Below are 21,472 nucleotides of genomic sequence, written 5' to 3' on the forward strand. Positions count from 1 at the left end.
TATAAAATAGCGGTAGCTATTATCAACGAAGTCATTCATCGGTTGACCTGACTTCTCTAGAAGTATACCATCGAAAATAACCAACAGTTGTTCAAAATTTGGACTTAGTAAGTGTAAATTTTGATTGAAAGTTTCTGTAAATCAATCATTTATTCAAAAAATAATGCTCGAAAGAAGGAAGATAAATGGGCTAAATTTGGTTTGAACGCATTCTACGTTGGCGCAAAAAAGCGCAACGATTTTTACAAGGACGTTATGCCCGGTTCGATGAATTGAATCGAACGCTGTTGCTAACAAGTGTCGTGCTGGCGCTCATCAATATTTTTACTGGCTATCTTTGGGTTCGGTTATTGATTTTAATCACAGTCGCCTACGTGTATTATCGCTTTTTTTCAAAACATATTCACCCGCGATTGAATGAAAATCAACGGTTTATTCTTCGAAAACAACGCCTAATGCAAAAGGTTCATGCTTTTCGCAAGCGACACATGACTCAGAAAGAGTATCGTTATTTTAAATGTCCAAAATGTCAGCAGTCATTACGTGCGCCGAAAGGACGAGGAACAATCAAAGTCACTTGTTCAAACTGCCAAAATCAATTTATCAAAAAAGTCTGATCTTCTGTGTTTTTTGGTCTAGGCAACTTTTGGACTTGTGGTATACTTGAGAAAAGAAACCATTGGATATTCTAAAAGGGGAATATCTTGTTAAAAAAGGAGAGAAAAAACAATGGAAATTAAACGCCAACAAGAAATTGTTGAAGCGTATCACTATGATATGCGAGTACCTGATTCAGAAGTAGAGACAGATTTACGTGTCAGTTTTTCACCAATTGAAGTAGAAGAAGAAAATTATCCAGAAAACAGCTCAGCACTTGTTGCTCGCTTAGAATTTCGAATTGTCTTTGACGAATTTGTTTTATCAGGGGCGATTAGCCAAATTAATCACATTATTGATCGTAAAATTGAAAAACAAGAAGATATTTCGCAAGAAGAAGTCGATGAACTTGTACGTCCTTTATTTAGCATCGTCGAACGTTTATCTTATGAAGTAACTGAAATTGCTCTGGATCGTCCAGGTGTCCAATTGAATTTTCAACAATCAGAAGAAGCTTAAACTTTAAAAACAGCGTTTATAACGGATTCCGTTATAAACGCTGTTTTTATTCTTGTGAAGATTTAGCAACCAAAGCTTTTTTAAACTGTTCATAATTTTTTGTAGCGATATCCACATAAGCAATCGGCTGACCAACTTTGGTGATTTTTTCGGGAAGATAGGGAGCGAGCATTTCATTGTACAAAATGAACGCAGCTTCTGGTACTTCCTCTGAAAGAACATCATAACTGATAAAGTCAATTTCATAGGTTGGTTGAAAAAAGGCTTTGATGTTTTGCTGCTCTTTATTTGAAAAGAGCCAAGGACCTCCATTTGCAGGGCTCCCCACAAACAACGTCGCTCCATCACGGTTGACAGAAAGGATCCAACAAATTTTTTGCATACGCTTACACCTCCTAGAACTAAGTATACCACGTCAGCTTAAAAGAAAGAGGACAAAAAACAAATTATTTTTACAGTGACTAGTAAAACAACGCTTGGTGATAGTTTTAAACTATCACAACGGTTATTTTCTATCAAAAAGTAAGCAAATTATCCCACTATTTGCTATAAAATAAGGTACAATAGAACTATCACTGGAAACAGTTTGCTGTTTTCAGGGTATTTACTGGAGAGTGAGTACCGGGAACCTTTACTTCCTTTGATGTACTTGTCATTAAAAACATAGGGAGGAACTAAAATGACAACATTCATCACTGTATTAGTGATCCTTGCATTTATTGCTGTGTTATTCGGTTTCTACCAAATGCAAAAGAAACATTTAAAATTCTCAACACGTGTCTTTTCAGCATTGGGCGTGGGGATTGTTTTAGGTGCAATTATTCAATTTGCTTTTGGTACAGACAGTAAAATTACTACGCAATCAATGGAATGGATCGGGATTGTAGGTAATGGTTATGTAGCGTTTCTACAAATGCTCGTAATTCCGTTAGTATTTGTATCTATTGTAGGTGCATTTACAAAAATGAAAGAATCCAATAAATTAGGAAAAATTAGCTTTAATGTGTTAGCCACCTTACTAGGAACAACAGCAGTAGCTGCCTTGGTGGGGATTGGAACAACCTTAGCGTTTGGTCTTCAAGGGGCAAAATTCACGCAAGGTGCTGCAGAAACGTCAAGAATTGCCGAGTTAGCGACGCGTCAAGATGCGATTCAAGATTTGACGATTCCCCAACAAATCGTTTCATTCATTCCTAAAAATGTCTTTGCTGACTTTGCGGGAACACGACCAATGAGTACCATTGGGGTGGTAATCTTTGCTGCGTTTGTTGGTGTCGCTTATTTAGGCGTTCGTCGTAAAGCGCCAAAAGAAGCTGAATTTTTTGCAAATTTAATTGATAGTTTATATAAAATTACCATGCGAATTGTTACCTTAGTTTTACGCTTGACCCCTTATGGCGTGTTAGCGTTAATGATTAATGTTGTAGCAACAAGTGATTTTGTTGCGATTATTAACTTAGGTAAATTTGTGTTGGCATCGTATGTGGCCTTAATTATTGTTTTTGCCATTCACATGTTGATTTTAATTACTTTAAAAGTCAACCCAGTTACGTATCTAAAAAAAGTTTTTCCAGTCTTGAGCTTTGCTTTTACTTCTCGTTCAAGTGCAGGCGCTTTACCATTAAATATTGAAACACAAACCAAAGCATTAGGTGTCGATGATGCCACAGCAAACTTTGCTGGTAGTTTCGGTTTATCTATTGGACAAAATGGTTGTGCCGGCGTTTATCCAGCTATGTTAGCAACCATCGTTGCACCAACTGTTGGAATTGATGTCTTTAGTTTACAATTTATTTTAATGTTAGTAGCAGTTGTCACAATCAGTTCATTTGGCGTAGCCGGTGTCGGCGGCGGAGCAACCTTTGCTTCTCTAATCGTTTTAGGCGCAATGAACTTACCAGTTGCAATTGTTGGTTTAGTAATTTCAGTTGAACCACTTATTGACATGGCGCGGACAGCTGTTAACGTTAACGATAGTATGGTTGCAGGCGTGTTAACAAGTGCTCGTATTCATGAATTAGATCGTGATGTCTTAAATGATCGCGACGTTGTCTTAGATGCAAATATCTAAATCAATAAAACGAAAAGTGTTTGAGCAATGTCTTGCTCAAACACTTTTTTTGAATTTTAAGCGAAAGTGCAGTAATTATTTAAAAGAACGTATATAATAAGTTGTTAACTAAATTCAAAAGGACGTGAAGGAATGTTTTCAAACCAAGTAAAGATTATGTTATATGTGAATAATGTTGAGGAATCTAGTCAATTTTGGCAAACGTTTGGCTTTGTTGAAAAGGAAAGAGAGGAAGTTGACGGTACATTGGTGGTAGAAATTGCACCAAGTGAATCGGCAGAGACGATTATTGTTTTATATGATTTGGCCTTTATTCAAAAACATTCACCAGAAGTGGCGGGGAATACCCCTTCTCTAATGTTTGCTAGCGATGATATCATTGGTCTCTATAAAAAAATGCAAGAGGCTGGGGTTACTGTCGGTGAAATGGTTCAATTGCCAACAGGCTTAGTTTTTAATTTTGCAGATAACGATGATAATTACTTTGCTGTGATGGGGCAAGAAAGTAAATAAAAAACAGCTTGGCACCAGAATCAATCTAGATTCCGGTGCCAAGCTGTTTTTTATAAAAGTTGAAAGTTTTATAAATTTTACTGAAATCTGTAATTTTCATGAAAATATAGCGTATGATAATGCTGTTAATAGAATAGGCGGAGGTAAGCAGTATGCGTAAACGACATGCAAAGAAAAGACATGGAGGAGTGAATTGGCTTTTTATAGTATGTTTGTTGGTGGTGATTGGTGGTAGTGGTTATTTAATAAAAACGTTCTTTTTCACTAGAGATTCACAAGTTAGTCAAGAATCGAAAGTGGTCTTGGAAGAAGATCGCCGAAGTGATAATTATGCGAATTTAACGAAAGAAATAGTTGCACCAGATAGTGGCGAACTTGATCAAAAAATTCAAGAAACAAATTATATTGGTTCGGCTTTGATCATTAAAGATGATCAGGTTTTAGTAAATAAAGGATATGGCTTTGCCAATTTTGAAAAGCAACAAGCCAATACGCCAAACACAAGGTTTCAGATTGGCTCAATTCAAAAATCTTTTACCACAACCTTGATCTTAAAAGCGATTGAAGAAGGTAAACTTACATTAGATACAAAACTCGCTACGTTTTATCCGCAAATTCAAGGTGCTGAGGATATTACGATTAGCGATATGTTGAATATGACAAGCGGTTTAAAGTTATCAGCAATGCCTAATAATATCGTTACCGATGAAGAAATTATTCAATTTGTTAAACAAAATACCATTCAAGTCAATAAAGGAAAATACAATTATTCCCCAGTAAATTTTGTCCTTTTAGCAGGAATGTTAGAGAAAATGTATCAACGTACCTATCAAGAATTATTTAATAATCTTTATCACAAAACGGCTGGTTTAAAGAATTTTGGCTTCTATGAAACCTTATTGGAACAACCCAATAATTCAACAAGTTATAAATGGACAGAAGACAATTCGTATAATCAAGTGCTCTCAATTCCCGCAGCTAGTTTTGCCCATGAATTTGGAACTGGGAATGTGGATATGACGACAGGTGATTTGTATTGGTACTTACATCAATTAATGAGTGGGCACTTAGTTTCCACCGCACTTTTGCAAAAATTATGGACGTCTTCTCAGCAAAGTTCTTATCATGGCGGCATCTATGTTCATGATAATTATTTACGCTTACACGGCGTTGAAGCGGGTCAACAAGCCCTGGTTTTATTTTCAAAAGATATGAAAACCGGGGTCATATTGCTAACTAATTGTGTGAATCCAGCGAAATACAAAGAATTAATTGGTTCGTTGTTCCATGATGTAACCAATTTAACTGTTAAATTTTAAAGCAGAAGCAACAACGATCACTCCAAGGCCTTTTTAGGTTTCTTCTGAGAGACTTTATATTAAAATAAAGGGAAGAACGATCAAAGGGAGTGACGAAGATGAAGCAATCAAAAAATAAACAAGTTGTTATTGGTGAATCAACGAAAAAAAACATTTATCTTCAAGATATAGAACAGGAAACGCAAGCTTTTATTCTCCAAAACAATCCACAATTGACAGCTGAATCGATGATTACATTGGCGGAGTTACTTAATTATCGTTTGGATTACATGAAACAATTGGTCGCAAATGATTCTGAAAAAATCCAACAACTGAATGAATTGGTGGTTCAACATATCAAAGAAGATAAGCTGATTTCCAATAATATGAATGAAAAGATGGAAAAGAAATTAACCTTTGGCCAACGAGCAGCGGATACCATTGCTAAATTTGGCGGTAGCTGGGTGTTTATTGGCTTCTTTTGCTTCGTGTTGATTGCTTGGATCGTGATTAACTCTACCACTTTATTGGGACAACCATTTGACAAATATCCTTATATTTTGCTAAATCTCGCCTTATCTTGTTTAGCAGCTATCCAAGCACCGATTATTATGATGAGTCAAAACAGACAAGAAGCCCGTGACAGAGAACAAGCGAATAATGATTATAAAATTAACTTAAAAGCAGAAGTAGAAATTAATTTATTACATGAGAAAATGGATTATATTATCAATAATCAACTAGAAAATTTGGTAAAAATCCAAAATATTCAAATTGAACTTTTAGGTGAATTGCAAGAACAACTCGCCGCGACTTCTGAAAAGGAGTAGTATATAGAAGAGGTCGGGACAGAACCGTTTAGCTCCGAGAACCAAGTAGGTACTGATTAACATCTATTTGCTTTGCAAATAGTGTTTCTCAGCAATAAGAAGAAATTTCCGAAAATTGTCATAAAACACAACGAGGAACGAGTTGATGTTGCATGATACCTACCCGGTGTTCTTTAATTTTTGGAGACCAAGTAGGTATTGTTCATCATCGAATCACTACGTTCTTCGTGATTCTCAACACTTGGAAGGATTAAGATACGCCGAACACTTGTGTGAGAAAGTCAATTTCGGCTTATTTCCGAAGGACCTTCACCAAGTAGGTACGATGATTTCATCTGTTCATGCTTCACAGTGAAACATCGCAACTCTTAGAGCTGTAGCTCTTTTGAAGGGTGTACTGTGACGAGACGCATGTCGAGAAAACACCTTAGAAGTTGTTGAGATCGGAGCAACGCGTAGTGTTGGTTCTGTTCCCGCCGTTTATCAGGCTTTTTTTATTGTGTGTAAATACACAAGCAAAATAATCGCTTTCCCTTTTTTATTCACCGTATAATGGGATAGAATGACTTTATACAAAAGGGGAAAACAAGATGAAATACCAAGTATTACTTTATTACAAATATACAACAATTGAAGATCCAGAAGCTTTTGCGAAAGAGCATCTAGCTTTTTGCAAATCATTAAATTTAAAAGGCCGTATTTTAGTAGCGACAGAAGGGATTAACGGAACGTTATCTGGTACTGTCGAAGAAACAGAAAAGTACATGGAAGCAATGCAAGCAGATGAGCGCTTTAAGGATACATTCTTTAAAATTGATCCAGCAGAAGAAATGGCGTTCCGCAAAATGTTTGTTCGCCCACGTTCTGAATTAGTGGCGTTGAACTTAGAAGAAGACGTTGATCCATTAGAAACGACGGGGAAATATTTGGAACCTGCAGAATTTAAAGAAGCCTTATTAGACGAAGACACTGTTGTAATCGATGCTCGTAACGATTATGAATATGATTTAGGTCATTTCCGTGGTGCCGTGCGCCCAGATATCCGTAGCTTCCGTGAGTTACCACAATGGATTCGCGAGAACAAAGAACAATTTATGGATAAAAAAATTGTTACCTATTGTACTGGCGGGATTCGCTGTGAAAAATTTTCTGGCTGGTTATTAAAAGAAGGATTTGAAGATGTTGCTCAATTGCATGGTGGTATTGCCAATTATGGGAAAAATCCAGAAACACGTGGCGAACTTTGGGACGGCAAAATGTATGTCTTTGATGACCGAATCAGTGTCGAAATTAATCATGTTGATAAAAAAGTTATTGGGAAAGACTGGTTTGATGGAACACCTTGCGAACGCTACATTAACTGTGCAAACCCAGAATGTAATCGTCAAATCTTAACTTCAGAAGAAAATGAACATAAACATTTAGGTGGCTGCTCATTAGAATGTAGCCAGCATCCTGCCAACCGTTATGTAAAAAAATATAATTTAACAGAAGCAGAAGTTGCTGAACGTTTAGCTTTGTTAGAAGCGGTTGAAGTATAAAAATAATAAAAAAATAAACAAAAAAACTTCGAAAATTATTTTTTGAAGTTTTTTTGTTTATTTTTTTGTCTTTAAAAGTGTTGATTTTAAAGCTTTCTTAGCTGAAACCATTTTATTTTTTAAAAGCGTCTGAAAAAAATAAAAAAATCTAATAAATATTTCTTTTATATAATGTTTATTGGCTGGGCCAGTCAATGTTGAAAATGGGGAAGGAGGAATTCAGATGAAAATCATAAAAAGGTTTAGTTTGGTATGTTTAGGGCTATTGATCATTGGGTTGCAAACAAAAAGCGTTATGGCTGAAGAAAATAATTATGAATCAAATGGTCAAGCGAGCTTCTATGGCACCTACGTTTATGAGAATGAAAAAGAGTCAAATGACATAGCGTATACCCAACAATCAGAAGAACAGGGAAGAAACAATTTAACTGCTTCTGGACAAGCAGTTTTACCTAAAACAGGCGAGTCTGAAAATCCGCTGTATTCCTTGATAGGAGTTAGTTTGTTTGGGGTAGTCATTTATTTAATTAATAAAATGAAACGAGAGAAGGAGCTTATTTAATGAAAAAAACTGTTTTACTTACATCGGCAACCATACTTTTAGGCGTAGGGTTTCAAGCAATAAACGCATCAGCAGCAGAAACTTTTCCGAAAGAATACAATACGGAAGGCACAATTACTTTTGAAGCAGGCGATAACGAAATCACACCGCCAGTTGATCCAGAAAATCCCGATCCTACTGATCCAGTAGACCCAATTGATCCTCCAGGGCCAGGAACGGGTGGTGCCTTATCAATTGATTATGGGTCAAAATTTAAATTTGGCACACAAAAGATTTCTACGGCAGATCAAACGTATTATGCTGCGCCAGATGAAATGAAAGATGGTTCAAAAAAACCAACCTATGTACAAGTAACTGATAAAAGAGGAACGTTAGCAGGATGGAAACTAACGCTTTCCCAACCTGAACAATTTAAAACAGCTACTGGAGAGGAACTAGTCGGCGCTCAATTAACGTTTACAAAGGCAGAAGCTGCCTCAATGGTGGATGAAAAATATAAACCTACTGAAGTCAGTAATACTATTTCCTTAACACCTGGTGTAAATAATAATCTAGCGATGAACGCTAAAAAAGAAACAGGTGTTGGGACTTGGGTTTATCGCTTTGGTTCAAATGAAGCAACAAATAAAGAAGCTGTCCAACTATTCGTTCCCGGAAAATCTGTAAAGCTTGCACAACAATATTCAACGAAGTTAGTTTGGGCATTAGAAGATACTCCCGCTAATAATTAAATAAAGGAGAAAAGCAATGAAAAAACAATTCACAGGAATCGTTCTATGCAGTACATTTGCAGTTGCTGGTTGGTCCTTACAAGCGAAGGCAGAAGAGCCAAAAGAGTATCGTTCGAATGGTTTAGTAGAATTTATTCCGAACGTAGATCCGACAGAGCCAGTTGATCCAGAAAATCCCGATCCAGAAAAGCCAGTCAAACCAATTGATCCGACAGACCCAGAAGGTCCCAATCCTGGTACCCAAGGACCGCTGTCTATTGATTATGCTTCAAGTTTTGACTTTGGGAAAAATCGTATTTCGAATAAAGACCAAGTATATTTTGCAAGAGCACAGCAATATCAAGAAAATCAAAAAGAAACACCAAATTTTGTGCAAATTTCTGATAATAGAGGAACCAATAGCGGTTGGTCTTTAACGGTTACTCAAAAGGAGCAATTTAAAGCAACAAAGGCTACTTTAAATAGTCAGTTGACAGGTGCGCAAATTTCTTTAGCTAACCCGACCGTTAATAGTAATGCGCAAAATGTTGTGAAACCAGAGGCAACAAATAAGATTGCCCTTGTTCCAGGGACCGCATCGCTAGTGGCAGCTGCGAAGCAAGGAACCGGTGCAGGAACTTGGGCTACTTATTGGGGCAAAGTAGAAGTGGTTGCAGAACGCGATGAAACCAATACGGTACACAATGTTAATGTTACAAAAGATGTTGCGCTATCAGTACCAGGGTCAACCCCTAAAGATGCCGTGAAATATCAAACAAAATTATTGTGGACGTTGACGGATGTACCAGGAATTTAAAAAGTAGAGGTGAAGAGAGATGCGAAACAAACAAAGCCTAGTCTTTTTGGCAAGTAGTTTATTCTTACTAATCCTTGCGCCTATTACTAGCGAAGCGATTAGTAATCCTTCGACAAATATCAACAAAGTCAATCGGGAAATAGTGGAGGAATCGGCCAATGATCAGGCAACTAGCGCTCCTTCTCACTCGGAAACATTAGAGCAAGAACCTTCCCTAGAAACGACAACAACAACCGATAATCATCCAGCAGAAACAGACCAATCAACGGCTACTTTAGAACCTAGCGAACAACAAAAGGATGACGATAACAGTGCAACGGAATCGGCGATAGTTGAACCACAGCCGCGCATGTTGGCTGCGCCATACGCTACTTCATTGCCTGATGATCCTAATATCATTCCAATCGACAAGGTGTTTCAAGAGCCAATTGGAAATGCAACAAGTATTTTAGAAGGTGGGAAGTTATTACAACTAAACCCAGCTGTTAAATCACAAAAAGGAGCTATTTGGTCAAAAAAACCAATCAGTTTATTGTCGGATTTTACCTTTAAAAGTTATTTGTATTTAGGAAACGAGTATGCAAATGCTGGTGATGGTATGACCTTTACCTTAACGAATGATCCTAGAATGTCCACAACGCCTCAAGAAGTCATTGGTTCACCTGGGATGGGAATCGGTGCATACTCCACGAAAGCGGGTCAACCTTATGTTAGAAATGCCTTATCGATTGAGTTTGATACCTATAAAAATACTGGTAGTTCCAACCGAATGGACCGAGAAATTTCACAAGATAAGGGAAATGGGCATTTAGCTTTTGTCACTCCGAAAGCTAATAACAACAGCTATACAGGGGAGCATTCAGGCGTCACCGTTGCGCCAACCTATCTATCTAATGGAACCTGGCGCATGTTGACTGTTCATTGGAATGCCGCAGCCAAAGCATTAACATATGATTTAGAAGGTGTGGGCACGAATACGTATGTAGTTTCAGATTTAAATGCACAATTTGGCGCAACAACGGTTTATTGGGGCTTTACATCCTCTACAGGTGGCAAATACCAAGAGAATGCTTTAGCAATGACACAAATTCCTACCAACGTTACGTCACAAGCAGCCCTTAGCGTGAATGGTCAGGAATTTAGCTCAGCTGTTGAAGCAGTGAAAAATGATCAGGTGAGACTACGGAATACGTTGAATATTGACAATGACTTTATCGAAGATCGTCAACCGCAAGTAAGCATTGACTTACCTGATGAATTAGCATATGAAGAAAATTCATTAACGATTGATGGTAAAAAGGTAGCAGCCAAAGATCTGACACAAACAGGGAATCACTTAACAATTGCTTTAAATGACTACCTAGTTTTAAAGAAGGACATGATTATTGAATTAAAAACAACCCTTCAAGATAATACGCCCGAAAAAGTTTTAACTATGAACTTTGACTATTATGAAGAAGGAACCTTACTGCAAAAGTCAAATAATGTAACGATTACTATTCCTAAACCAACAGAAAAAACAGTAACCGTTTTTTATAAAGACGCGGAAGGTAAAGATATTGCTCCACCTAAAAGTGTAACAGGGAAAATTGGTGCATCCTATCAAGAAAAACCCCTAGATATTTCTGGCTATGTTTTTACAAAAGACTCAGGCAATGCGGAAGGAACAATGACAGAGGAAACAAAAGATATTTATTTTTACTATCGTTTAGGGGAACTATATTTTAAAGAGGCACCAAAACAGATTACTTTTGGTACGGAAAAGATACGTAATCAACCACTAATTAAACTTGGGCATCCCACCGAAGGACTCAAAGTTGTGGATGAACGTAACGCAAATAATTGGCGCTTGCAACTAAAGCAAACGCAACCGTTAACGAATGATTCAATTGTAATGCCAGATGTTTTTTCTTTCGTTTCAACTGCTGGAAGCTCTCAGATTACAAATGGGGCAATTACGCTTTTAGAAAGTAATCAGAAAGGTGAAACAGATTTAACAGCATTACTTGATGAATCAAAACAACAAGGAATTCAAATCAATGTTCCTGTAGCTTATCAAAGAGTTGGAACATTTAAAGCTCGTTTATCTTGGGCGTTAGAAGACGTACCAGGAAATTAAAGAAAAGAATGGAGAAAAGAAAATGAAAAAAGTAACAACAGTATGTTTATCCACATTTATTTTAGGGAGCTTAGGCATGACTTCTCAAGCCTTTGCAGAAGATGGCGGTAGTTATACATCTAATGGTATCGTAGAATTTACACCAAGTGAAGAGCCAACTAATCCGGTTGACCCAACGGATCCAACTAATCCAGTTGATCCTATTGATCCAACAGATCCTGAAGGTCCTAATCCAGGAACAAACGGTCCGTTGTCAATTGATTATGCGTCAAGTCTAGACTTCGGTGTTCAAAAAATCACGTCGAAGGATCAGACTTATTTTGCTGCTACCCAAAAATACAAGACGGTAGGCGCAACCGATGAAGTCAAAGAAGGTCCTAACTATGTCCAAGTAACAGATAACCGTGGAACCGAAGCTGGCTGGTCATTAAAAGTGAAACAAGAAGGACAATTTAAATCAACTTCTGGTAAAGAATTGACTGGGGCAACTATCACGTTTAAAAACGGAAATGTAGTGACTGCTTCAGATTCAGGCAAACCAACAGGCCCAGCCACAATCACGCTAAATTCAGATGGTAGTCAATCAGATGTAATGAGTGCAGCGAAAGGAAACGGTGCAGGAACTTATTTATTTGATTGGGGAACCGATGCAACTACAGCTGCTAAAAGTATTGAGTTAACTGTTCCAGGTTCTACAACCAAATACGCTGAAAAATACGCTACAAAATTAACATGGACGTTGACAGACGCTCCAGGAAATTAAACGAGTTTTAAAAAGAAGAATAGCGGGGAACATAGTTACCTGCTATTCACTACATATAGAAAAGGAGTAAATAATTTGAACAGAAAAAAACAACGATTTCTTTTTTTTCCGATACTACTAATTCTTTTAGCGTTAGTACCTAGCAATGGTTTTGCCAGTGAATTTAATTTTGCGGTTACGCCTATTCCATCAGAAAAACAAGTAGATAAAGAAAAAACTTACTTTGATTTATTACTAGCACCAAATGAAGAAACTGAGTTGAAAGTGAACTTGCGCAATGATACAGATAAAGAAGTAAAGGTAGGTATTTCCATCAATAGTGCCATTACCAATTCAAATGTAATCGTGGAGTATGGTGAAAATAAGGGGAAAAAAGATCAAAGTTTAGCGTTTGATATAAAAGACTACGTTCAATACCCTAGCTCAGTTCGTTTAAAACCGAAAAGTGAACAAACGGTTTCTATTAACGTCAAAATGCCTAATACACCCTTTGATGGAGTGTTAGCTAGTGGTATCACTTTTAAAGAAGAAACGTCGGATGAAGGCAAACGCCAAGACGATAAGAGTCAAGGGTTATCCATTAAAAATGAATATTCGTATGTCGTTGCATTATTGATGCAACAAAATAAAAAAAAGGTTGAGCCGAATTTACTTTTGAAAAAAGTCTCACCAGGACAGATTAATGCTAGAAATGTGATTTTAGTCAATCTACAAAATGATCAAAAAACATATATTAACCAAGTTGCATTTTCGGTAGAGATTACCAAAAAGGGGCATGAAGAAGTTTTATATAAAGAGGAAAAAGCAAACATGCAAATTGCGCCAAATACCAATTTTTCTGTTCCTATTGCGCTAAAAGGGCAACCACTTAAGCCAGGAGATTACCATTTGTCTATGACCGTTGTTGGGAATAAAGATGCTGCAGGCTCATTTAAAAAATCAATAAACAATGAATCGATATCTTTTAGAAATCAATGGCAATTTGAAAAAGACTTTACAATTAATGGTGAAGTTGCCAAAGAATTAAATGAAAAAGATGTCACCTTAAAAGAAAATCATTCGAATTTATATTTGATGATTGGCTTACTACTATTATTGATAGTGATTTTAATCATTGCCTGGTTGATTTGGCGAAAAAAGAAACAGGAAAAAAACGAAAGAGAAATATAAAGAGTAGTTAATTTTTGATTTGATCATCGGCAACGTTTTTGTTTGTTTTTACTTATCAAACATGCAGTTTATTCAACAAACCTAACTCAAAAAAAGAAATAATAAGAAGGAGTATTGTTAAATATCGTCTGATACCACTTTACTAGTTATATTTTTTGTTTTGTTATGTAGCTAAAGTATTTGGCAATATATGTGAGAAAAATGGATAAATACAAACATTTACTATTATGGAGTACATTGTTACTCTCGTTTTTTCAAGTAACCAATGTGCAAGCAGCAGAAGAACGGAATCCAATTTATAATCCGACCAATCCAACAGAAGAAATTTATCCGATTGAGAATACTGGCACACCAGAAAAAATGGAAGAAACAAATGAAAGTACTATTACTAGCGAAACGCAAGCGGAAGAAAGTAGCGAAGACGTTAGTAAAAAAGAAGTGACAACCAATAATCCAAAAACAAATGAAGAAAGGCCTTCTTCCAAGAAAAGTCAGCATCAAGTATTTTTCACGGATGAATTATTTGATGCTAGCCATATCACCATTGTACCAAATAGCACAGGCGGTGCTGGAACGGAGGGGCAAAACACTTTTTACTTGAATTTCATACGGGAATTAGTAGGAACGGCTATTTATGGGAGAAAGAACTGATAAATGATGAATTATGAAATTTTTTTAAATAAAGAAGATCAACGAAGTTATTCCTTGCTAAGGCATTTAGAAGAAAGTCCCACGCTATCAGGTACTTTTATTGCACTTCGCGAAGAATTATCAATGTCGAATTTTTTAGTCAAAAAAACATTAGAAAAATTAAAAGCAGATATTGACAATCTAAAGTTAAGCGACAGCTTAACTTTAGTCGTTTCTGATGTAGATGTTACACTTGAAATTGATGGAAACTATTCAAGTAAACTTTTGCTCACGAAATACTTAACAGAATCGCTCTCTTTTAAATTAGTGTTGTCTTACTTTAGAGGAAATTATAGTTTGACAAAGTTTGCTGAATGTAATCATGTCAGCACCTCTGTGGCGTATAGTACCTTACAGCGGCTAAAAAAAGCCTTAAAGGAGTATCAGATCTATTTTAGTAAGCGGGAAATTGTCGGCAATCAAAAAGCAATTTCATTTTTTTTGTATAAATTGTTCACGCTTTCCAATCAACCAATTTCCGAACTATATTCGGTAAAAGTCTATAATGAAGCGAAACGTGTATTACAGTCTGTTGAGTTAAACTATACTTTCACCACCTATGAGCGACGCAATTTTTTCCATTATTTAGCTATTATGATTAACAACGAAGGACGTGCGGTGGAAGGAATCGATACGCGTGCACTGAATACATTTTCAGAGGAACTAATAAAAAAATCGCAAGTGGCATGGGCATTGGCCTCAAAATCATTAACGTATACGATTGTTTTTTTCTTGTATTTGCATGGCAAACTAGAGAAAAAATATGTCATTCACGAAGATCCTACGATTGAAAGCCTAACTCGTGTTTTCATTGGAAGTTTTGAAAAAGCATTTAATTGTTTAGAGGAGTCAACAAGGAATACTCTAGAAGAAGGGTTAGCAATTATTCATTTCAATGTTATTTACTTTCCGATTAATATGTTTGACGATTTTGAAATGGATTTACAGTTTTTTAAGCAAACATATCCGGAATTTTATTTTTATTTAATTGAATATATTCGTTGGTTAACAGCAAAACATAAAAAAATTGCGAAAGCCAATCACTGTTTGTTTTTTAACTATCTATTGTTGCTAATTAATCATGTTCCGGTTCATTTAATTGCAGAGCCAGCCAAGGTCCTAATTGATTTTTCTTATGGAAAAGAGTATAACCAATTCATCAAAAAAAATTTATCCGTCTATGTGAATTTAAATGTAGAAATTATTGACCCGTTATCAGATACTTTACCAGATGTGGTGATTACCAATTTAAATAACTTGTATCAAGAAGAACAGAGTAAAGTTATGGTTTGGCTGGATCCACCTCGTTCGATTGATTGGGTCAATTTAACGCAATCATTATTGACTATTCAAGAAGAAAAATATCAACAACAAAAAGAATCGACAAAGACAAGCGGTGATCCTATCGAATAGAATCATCGCTTGTCTTTGTGTTTAAGTCTTTACAAAACCACCCAAGTGTTTTATAATATGAATATACATTCATATGAATAGAAAAACATTAATAAGGAGGCGTATAACAATGTCAAAACAAACAGGTGCACACACACATGAAGAAAAAGGTAAAAACGTTCCAGTTATTCTCTTTTTTACAGGATTGGCTCTTTTCTTTATCGGTTTATTTTTAGGGAACATGCTCTTAGTGAAAAATATTCTTTTCTCGTTAGCTGCTATTTTAGCTGGTTATCATATTATTGGGGAAGGTTTTGGAGATACGTATCGGGATACGAAAAACAATCGAAAATTTTCGCCTAATATTCATTTGTTAATGACCTTAGCTGCAGTTGGTTCAGCATTAATGGGAAGTTTTGAAGAATCAGCATTGTTGATTTTGATTTTTGCGGCGGCGCATTTCCTTGAAGATTATGCTCAAGGCAAAAGCCAACGTGAAATTACAAAACTATTAAATTTAAATCCAACAGAAGCTCGCCTGATAACAGATGACGGCTCAATTCAAACTGTGTCAGTTGAACAATTGAAGATTGGTGACCGCGTGCAAGTCCTCAATGGTGCGCAAATCCCGACAGATGGCGTCGTGATTGAAGGAAGTACCGCTGTGGATGAATCATCTATTAATGGGGAAAGTATTCCCAAAGAAAAAAATAGTGGGGACCCAGTTTTTGGTAGTACTATGAACGGTTCAGGCACAATTGTTGTTGAAGTAACGAAAGATAGTTCAGAAACAGTTTTTGCAAAAATCGTACAGCTCGTGAACCAATCTCAAGAAAATCAATCAGAAATTGCAAGCAAAATTAAACGATTTGAACCGAAATATGTCACACTAGTTTTAGCAGTTTTTCCACTAATTGTTTTAGGTGGCGCATTACTTTTCCAATTGACTTGGGCTGAAAGTTTTTACAGAGGCTTGGTCTTCTTAATTGCTGCCTCACCTTGTGCTTTAGCAGCGAGTGCCGTTCCGGCAACTTTATCAGGAATTTCCAATTTAGCGAAACAAGGCGTGTTGTTTAAAGGTGGCTCATTCTTATCAAATTTAGCTGAAGTGAAAGCACTCGCTTTTGATAAAACAGGCACACTAACAAAAGGAAAACCTGAGGTAACAGATTATCTTTTTGTTGATGGCTTAGAAGATCGCCAAGACGAATTAGTAGCTGTTTTAACAAATATGGAGAAAAAATCCAATCATCCATTGGCGACGGCGATTGTTAATCGCTTTGAAGCAGAAACAACGGCTTTAAATTTAGAAGTAGAAAATATTGTCGGGGTGGGTTTAGTAACGACCATTGCAGACACAACTTTTAGAATTGGTAAACCATCTAGTTTCGAACAAGTGCCAACAATCATTGAGAAACAAACAACGAAATTAGCGAGTGAAGGCAAAACGGTAGTGTACTTTGCCGAAAATGAACAAGTGATTGGTTTGGTGGCATTGATGGATGTTCCTAATGAAGAAGCAATGAACGCCATTCACTATTTCAAGTCACAAAATATTGAAACAACAATGATTACAGGAGATGCAAAACTTACGGGTGAAGCAGTTGGCCGCTTAGTAGGCGTGGACCAAGTTTATGCTAATGTTTTGCCTGAGGAAAAATCAGCGATTGTTGATCAATTAAAACGCGAAGTAGGAATGACAGGGATGGTTGGTGATGGCATTAACGATGCGCCCGCTTTAGTGAATGCTGATATTGGAGTGGCGATGGGGGATGGTACAGACATTGCTATCGATGTTGCAGACGTGGTAGTGATGAAAAATGATCTTTCTAAATTAGGCTATGCTCACCGTGTCTCAAAACGCTTGAATAAAATTGTGCAGCAAAATATTATTTTTTCAATGTTAGTGGTAGCAACGTTAATTATCTTGAACTTTTTAGGTATTGCGAATATCGCATTTAGCGTACTTATTCATGAAGGAAGTACCTTAGTGGTCATTTTTAATGGCTTGCGTTTATTAGTTAATACAAAATAAGTCAAATAGTCACTTGCAAGAAAGGAGAGAAAGCGATGAATTCTTTAAAAATGATTGAACTTTCTCTCACCGACGTTGTCATTCGGATGGCTCTAGCCGTGGTTTTTGGAGCTTTGATTGGGTTAGAAAGAAGTATTAAAAGAAAAGGCTTCGGTATCAGTAGTAATGCCATTTTATGTTTGGCCTCTTGTACGATTTCCATTTTACAGATTCAATCGGTGGATATTTTAGTCGATGTGGTGAAACAAAATAGCGCCTTGGCGTCCATTATTTCTATGGATATTACACGATATGGCGCCCAAGTGATTAGTGGTGTAGGCTTTCTCGGTGCGGGGATTATCGTTTTTAGAGAAAGGAAAGTCTCTGGGTTAACGACAGCAGTAATGATGTGGAATGTTACTATTATTGGTTTAGTCATTGGGATGGGCTTTTTAACCATTGCGTTTATCAATCTCGTGGCGACTTTGCTAGTATTAGCTCTGGCCCATTTTAAACGAAAAACTCCTCTAAAACGATTGCAGCTTATCGTAAAAATGAAGGAACCCATGATTAAAGAAAGCCGACTGCATGAACAACTTCAAGCTTCTTTAGAAAAAGGGGAGCGCTTAGTAGAATTGACTTTGGAATCCGAACAAGAGGCAGTGACAGCAAAGATTTCTTATGTAGGCAAAGAAGATTTCTGGCATTCCAACTTGCACCATCTCTTGAAAGAAAAAGGGCACGTTCAATCTGTCTCTGTCACGGAAACAATTTAACCATAAAATAAAGCACTTGGGCGCTAGCGCGCGCCAAGTGCTTTTGTTTAAATATTTAATACTTTATCTAAGAAATCTTTTGTTCGAGGGTTTTGAGGATTTTCAAAGACTTGCTCTGGCGAACCATCTTCTAGGAAGTTACCGCCATCAATGAACATTACTCGATTAGCCACTTCTTTTGCAAAGCCCATTTCGTGAGTAACGATGACCATTGTCATTCCTTGTTTTGCTAAATCTTTCATTACACCAAGAACATCGCCAACCATTTCTGGATCAAGGGCTGATGTTGGCTCATCGAAAAGCATGATATCAGGATTCATCGCTAACGCACGTGCAATTGCGACACGTTGTTTTTGACCACCAGATAAAGAATCTGGATAGGCATCTTTTTTATCTGCCAACCCAACACGTTCTAAAAGTTCTAACGCTTTTTTCTCCGCTTCGTCTTTTGACAAGCGGCCTAAATCGGTTGGTGCTAAAACAATATTTTCTAAAATAGATAAATGTGGAAACAAATTGAAATGTTGGAAAACCATGCCGATATGTTGACGGACTTGGTTGATGTCCGTATTTTTATCTGTCAAGTTCGCACCATCAATAATAATGTCTCCGCTAGAAGCTTCTTCTAATTGATTCAAGCAACGTAAAAAAGTACTTTTACCAGAACCAGAAGGACCGATGACGCAGACTACGTCGCCTTCGTTAATAGAAACATTAATGTCGTTTAAGACCGTGTTGTCACCATATTTTTTTACTAAATGTTCAACTAAGATTTTTTCAGTCATATTAGTTCACCTTCTTTTCAAGGTTTTTCGCTAATTTAGTTAAGCTAGTAATTAAAATTAAGTAGATTAACGCAATAACGAAGTAAACCATTGTACTTTGTAATGTCCGAGCAACAATAATTTTTCCTGTTTGTAGTAGTTCGATTAAGCCAATTGCTGAAAGGATAGTTGTATCTTTCAATGAAATAACAAATTGGTTAATGAATGAAGGAATCATAATGCGAATCGCTTGTGGTAAAATAATTTTTTGCATTGTCCGATTATAGGAAAGACCTAAACTTCTTGAAGCTTCCATTTGGCCAACTGGAACAGCTTTGATTCCGCCGCGCACAATTTCAGAAATATAGGCACTGGCATTTAAAGTTAATGTGATAATCCCAGCAATGAAGACCGGGATATTAAAGCCAAGCACACCAGGTAATCCGAAATAGATGAAGAACGCTAAGACCATTAAAGGAATTCCGCGAATTAAATCAACATAAATGGTTGAAAGTACACGTAATGCTTTGATTGGTGAAACGCTGAATAGCCCAAAAATAACGCCGACAATTAAAGCAAGTACGAAGGAAATCAACGTTAATAGAATCGTCATCCATAAACCGTGTAACAATTGTTTCCAGTTGTTTTGCATGAAGCCAACAAACGTAGATTCGTCAGCTGTTTCTTCTTTGGCTTCGTTGCCATCTTTCACGTAAGTGCCGATAATTTTATCGTATTCACCTGTACGTTTCATTTCTTTTAAGCCTTCGTTAAACATTTCAAGTAGTTCAGGATTTTGCCCTTTTTTGACAGCAAAACCGTAAGAACCACCTTTTTCACGAGGAATTGGTGTCGCTAGTGGTTGATTTTGCGCAACCCCATAGCCAATGACAGGATAATCATCCATCATGGCATCAACTTCGCCAATTTCTAACGCACTGTATAATGCATCAGTTGTGTCTAAATACTTAATTGAGTAATCATATTTCTTTTTATTTTTTTCTAAGAAATCAGCACTTTCAGTACCAATTTTTACGCCGACTTTTTTGCCTTTTAAATCATCATACGATTTAATTTTGTCATTGCCTTTTTTGACCGCAATTTGAATACCGCTATCAAAGTAAGGAACAGAGAAGTCGAAGGCTTTTTTACGATCATCCGTAATCGTCATGCCTGCAACCATCCCATCTGCTTGACCAGATTCAACAGCTTGGACAGCAGAACTAAAGCCAATAAATTTAAATTCAACAGTAAAACCTTGCAATTCAGCTGCACGTTTGACTAAATCTACATCAATTCCGACATAATCGCCTTGGGCATTTTGAAACTCAAACGGAGCAAATGTAGAATCACTAGCAATCACATATTTCTCTTTTTTAGGAGTGATTTTTTTCATCTGTTCGCCAGCGTCTTGTGTGTTTGTTTCATCACCTGTCGCTAAGTAGTTGTTTAAAATTTTATCATAAGTACCATTGTCTTTAAGATTTTTCAAACCAGCGTTGAACTTTTTGATTAATTCAGGGTTTTGCCCTTTTTTTACTGCGAAACCATAAGAACTGCCTGTTTCTTTATCGCCAACTAATTGTAATTTTTGGCCATTTTTAACTGCGTAGCCCAATACAGGATAATCATCAACGATTGCATCCGCTTCACCGTTTTCTAAGGCTTTATAAAGACCCGTTGCATCGTCAAAATTTTTGATGGTGTAGTCATATTTCTCTTTATTTTTTTCAAGGAAATTGGCACTTTCAGTTCCAACTTTAGCCGCAACCGTTTTGCCTTTTAAATCATCATATGATTTAATTTTGTCGTTTCCTTTTTTAACCGCTAATTGTAAACCGCTATCGAAGTATGGATCTGAAAAATCAAAGGATTTTTTTCGCTCATCCGTAATACTCATTCCAGCAATCATGCCATCAATTTGTTTAGATTGAATCGCTTGGACTGCACTATCGAAGCCTAATGGTTTTAAATCCACTTCAAAACCTTGATCTTTGGCAATCGCATCTAATAAATCAACGTCAATACCAATGTATTTTCCTTTTGAGTCTTGGAATTCAAAAGGGGCGAATGTTAAATCCGTTCCAATTGTATATTTCTTTCCTTCTGCATGTGCTGAAGTGCCACTAATGAATGTTAGCAGAGTTACCATCATCACAAAGAAAGAAAGTAAAAAGTGTTTCCTTTTCATAAAATACCTCCTAGTTTTGCATATTGAACAATTATATAGTAAGAAATAGGAAGCTGACAAGTATTTGAATGCTAAAAAGAGAAAAAAACTCTAATTTCCTTACATTACATGTTATAAAATGTAACATCGGAATTA

20 protein-coding genes are annotated in these 21,472 nt (G+C 36.6%); 17 read left to right on the plus strand and 3 right to left on the minus strand.

Annotation, left to right across the window (positions count from 1 at the left end):
* Positions 1 to 194: 194 nt before the first annotated feature.
* Positions 195 to 617 (plus strand): hypothetical protein, encoded by a 423-nt coding sequence (locus IGK27_RS02415; RefSeq protein ID WP_031323925.1) that lies wholly within the window; start codon positions 195 to 197, stop codon positions 615 to 617.
* Positions 618 to 729: 112 nt separating this feature from the next.
* Positions 730 to 1,116: a DUF1149 family protein gene (locus tag IGK27_RS02420; RefSeq protein ID WP_002358717.1), complete on the plus strand. Its 387-nt coding sequence runs from the start codon at positions 730 to 732 to the stop codon at positions 1,114 to 1,116.
* Positions 1,117 to 1,162: 46 nt separating this feature from the next.
* Here IGK27_RS02420 and IGK27_RS02425 read toward each other — a convergent pair whose 3' ends face one another.
* Positions 1,163 to 1,498, minus strand: a complete 336-nt coding sequence (locus tag IGK27_RS02425; RefSeq protein ID WP_002358719.1) for a hypothetical protein — start codon at positions 1,496 to 1,498, stop codon at positions 1,163 to 1,165.
* 297 nt (positions 1,499 to 1,795) lie between these two features.
* On the opposite strand from IGK27_RS02425, the gene IGK27_RS02430 reads away from it, so the two are divergent.
* From IGK27_RS02430 to IGK27_RS02500, 15 genes are all read left to right on the plus strand, one after another.
* Positions 1,796 to 3,187 carry an L-cystine transporter gene (locus tag IGK27_RS02430; protein ID WP_002355598.1) on the plus strand — a complete coding sequence of 464 codons (1,392 nt, stop codon included), beginning with the start codon at positions 1,796 to 1,798 and terminating at the stop codon, positions 3,185 to 3,187.
* 132 nt (positions 3,188 to 3,319) lie between these two features.
* A complete protein-coding gene (locus IGK27_RS02435) occupies positions 3,320 to 3,700 on the plus strand; it encodes a VOC family protein (protein ID WP_002363195.1) in 381 nt (126 codons plus the stop codon).
* A gap of 152 nt (positions 3,701 to 3,852) precedes the next feature.
* Entirely contained in the window at positions 3,853 to 5,019 is a 1,167-nt protein-coding gene (locus IGK27_RS02440) for a serine hydrolase domain-containing protein (RefSeq protein WP_002355600.1), read from the plus strand.
* 98 nt (positions 5,020 to 5,117) lie between these two features.
* Positions 5,118 to 5,828 carry a DUF1003 domain-containing protein gene (locus IGK27_RS02445; RefSeq protein WP_002355601.1) on the plus strand — a complete coding sequence of 237 codons (711 nt, stop codon included), beginning with the start codon at positions 5,118 to 5,120 and terminating at the stop codon, positions 5,826 to 5,828.
* A gap of 590 nt (positions 5,829 to 6,418) precedes the next feature.
* Positions 6,419 to 7,369: a rhodanese-related sulfurtransferase gene (locus tag IGK27_RS02450; RefSeq protein ID WP_002358723.1), complete on the plus strand. Its 951-nt coding sequence runs from the start codon at positions 6,419 to 6,421 to the stop codon at positions 7,367 to 7,369.
* A gap of 178 nt (positions 7,370 to 7,547) precedes the next feature.
* Positions 7,548 to 7,931 carry an LPXTG cell wall anchor domain-containing protein gene (locus IGK27_RS02455; RefSeq protein WP_033598624.1) on the plus strand — a complete coding sequence of 128 codons (384 nt, stop codon included), beginning with the start codon at positions 7,548 to 7,550 and terminating at the stop codon, positions 7,929 to 7,931.
* Positions 7,931 to 8,662 (plus strand): WxL domain-containing protein, encoded by a 732-nt coding sequence (locus tag IGK27_RS02460; RefSeq protein WP_002355605.1) that lies wholly within the window; start codon positions 7,931 to 7,933, stop codon positions 8,660 to 8,662. The genes IGK27_RS02455 and IGK27_RS02460 overlap by 1 nt, the downstream gene beginning before the upstream one ends.
* Before the next feature lie 16 nt (positions 8,663 to 8,678).
* Complete coding sequence (locus IGK27_RS02465) at positions 8,679 to 9,458, plus strand: WxL domain-containing protein (protein WP_002355607.1); 780 nt, start codon at positions 8,679 to 8,681, stop codon at positions 9,456 to 9,458.
* 19 nt (positions 9,459 to 9,477) lie between these two features.
* On the plus strand, positions 9,478 to 11,577 hold the full coding sequence (locus IGK27_RS02470; RefSeq protein WP_033626632.1) for a lectin-like domain-containing protein: 2,100 nt from the start codon (positions 9,478 to 9,480) through the stop codon (positions 11,575 to 11,577).
* A gap of 22 nt (positions 11,578 to 11,599) precedes the next feature.
* Positions 11,600 to 12,340: a WxL domain-containing protein gene (locus tag IGK27_RS02475; RefSeq protein ID WP_033626631.1), complete on the plus strand. Its 741-nt coding sequence runs from the start codon at positions 11,600 to 11,602 to the stop codon at positions 12,338 to 12,340.
* 75 nt (positions 12,341 to 12,415) lie between these two features.
* On the plus strand, positions 12,416 to 13,510 hold the full coding sequence (locus IGK27_RS02480) for a DUF916 and DUF3324 domain-containing protein (RefSeq protein WP_033626630.1): 1,095 nt from the start codon (positions 12,416 to 12,418) through the stop codon (positions 13,508 to 13,510).
* Between the two features lie 201 nt (positions 13,511 to 13,711).
* Positions 13,712 to 14,161: a hypothetical protein gene (locus IGK27_RS02485; RefSeq protein ID WP_002381257.1), complete on the plus strand. Its 450-nt coding sequence runs from the start codon at positions 13,712 to 13,714 to the stop codon at positions 14,159 to 14,161.
* A 3-nt stretch (positions 14,162 to 14,164) separates the two neighbouring features.
* Positions 14,165 to 15,613, plus strand: a complete 1,449-nt coding sequence (locus IGK27_RS02490) for a helix-turn-helix domain-containing protein (RefSeq protein WP_002358731.1) — start codon at positions 14,165 to 14,167, stop codon at positions 15,611 to 15,613.
* 109 nt (positions 15,614 to 15,722) lie between these two features.
* On the plus strand, positions 15,723 to 17,627 hold the full coding sequence (locus IGK27_RS02495; RefSeq protein ID WP_002391769.1) for a heavy metal translocating P-type ATPase: 1,905 nt from the start codon (positions 15,723 to 15,725) through the stop codon (positions 17,625 to 17,627).
* 35 nt (positions 17,628 to 17,662) lie between these two features.
* The gene (locus IGK27_RS02500; RefSeq protein WP_002361276.1) at positions 17,663 to 18,382 is read left to right on the plus strand and encodes an MgtC/SapB family protein; all 720 of its coding nucleotides are present in this window, start codon (positions 17,663 to 17,665) and stop codon (positions 18,380 to 18,382) included.
* 47 nt (positions 18,383 to 18,429) lie between these two features.
* On the opposite strand, the gene IGK27_RS02505 is transcribed toward IGK27_RS02500, so the two are convergent.
* Entirely contained in the window at positions 18,430 to 19,167 is a 738-nt protein-coding gene (locus IGK27_RS02505) for an amino acid ABC transporter ATP-binding protein (RefSeq protein WP_002355616.1), read from the minus strand.
* Between the two features lies 1 nt (position 19,168).
* Positions 19,169 to 21,337, minus strand: coding sequence for an amino acid ABC transporter substrate-binding protein/permease (locus IGK27_RS02510; RefSeq protein WP_002355617.1), 2,169 nt, complete (start codon positions 21,335 to 21,337; stop codon positions 19,169 to 19,171).
* Between the last annotated feature and the right edge of the window lie 135 nt (positions 21,338 to 21,472).

Source organism: Enterococcus sp. DIV0236, from assembly GCF_050558525.1.
Taxonomy (GTDB): domain Bacteria; phylum Bacillota; class Bacilli; order Lactobacillales; family Enterococcaceae; genus Enterococcus; species Enterococcus faecalis.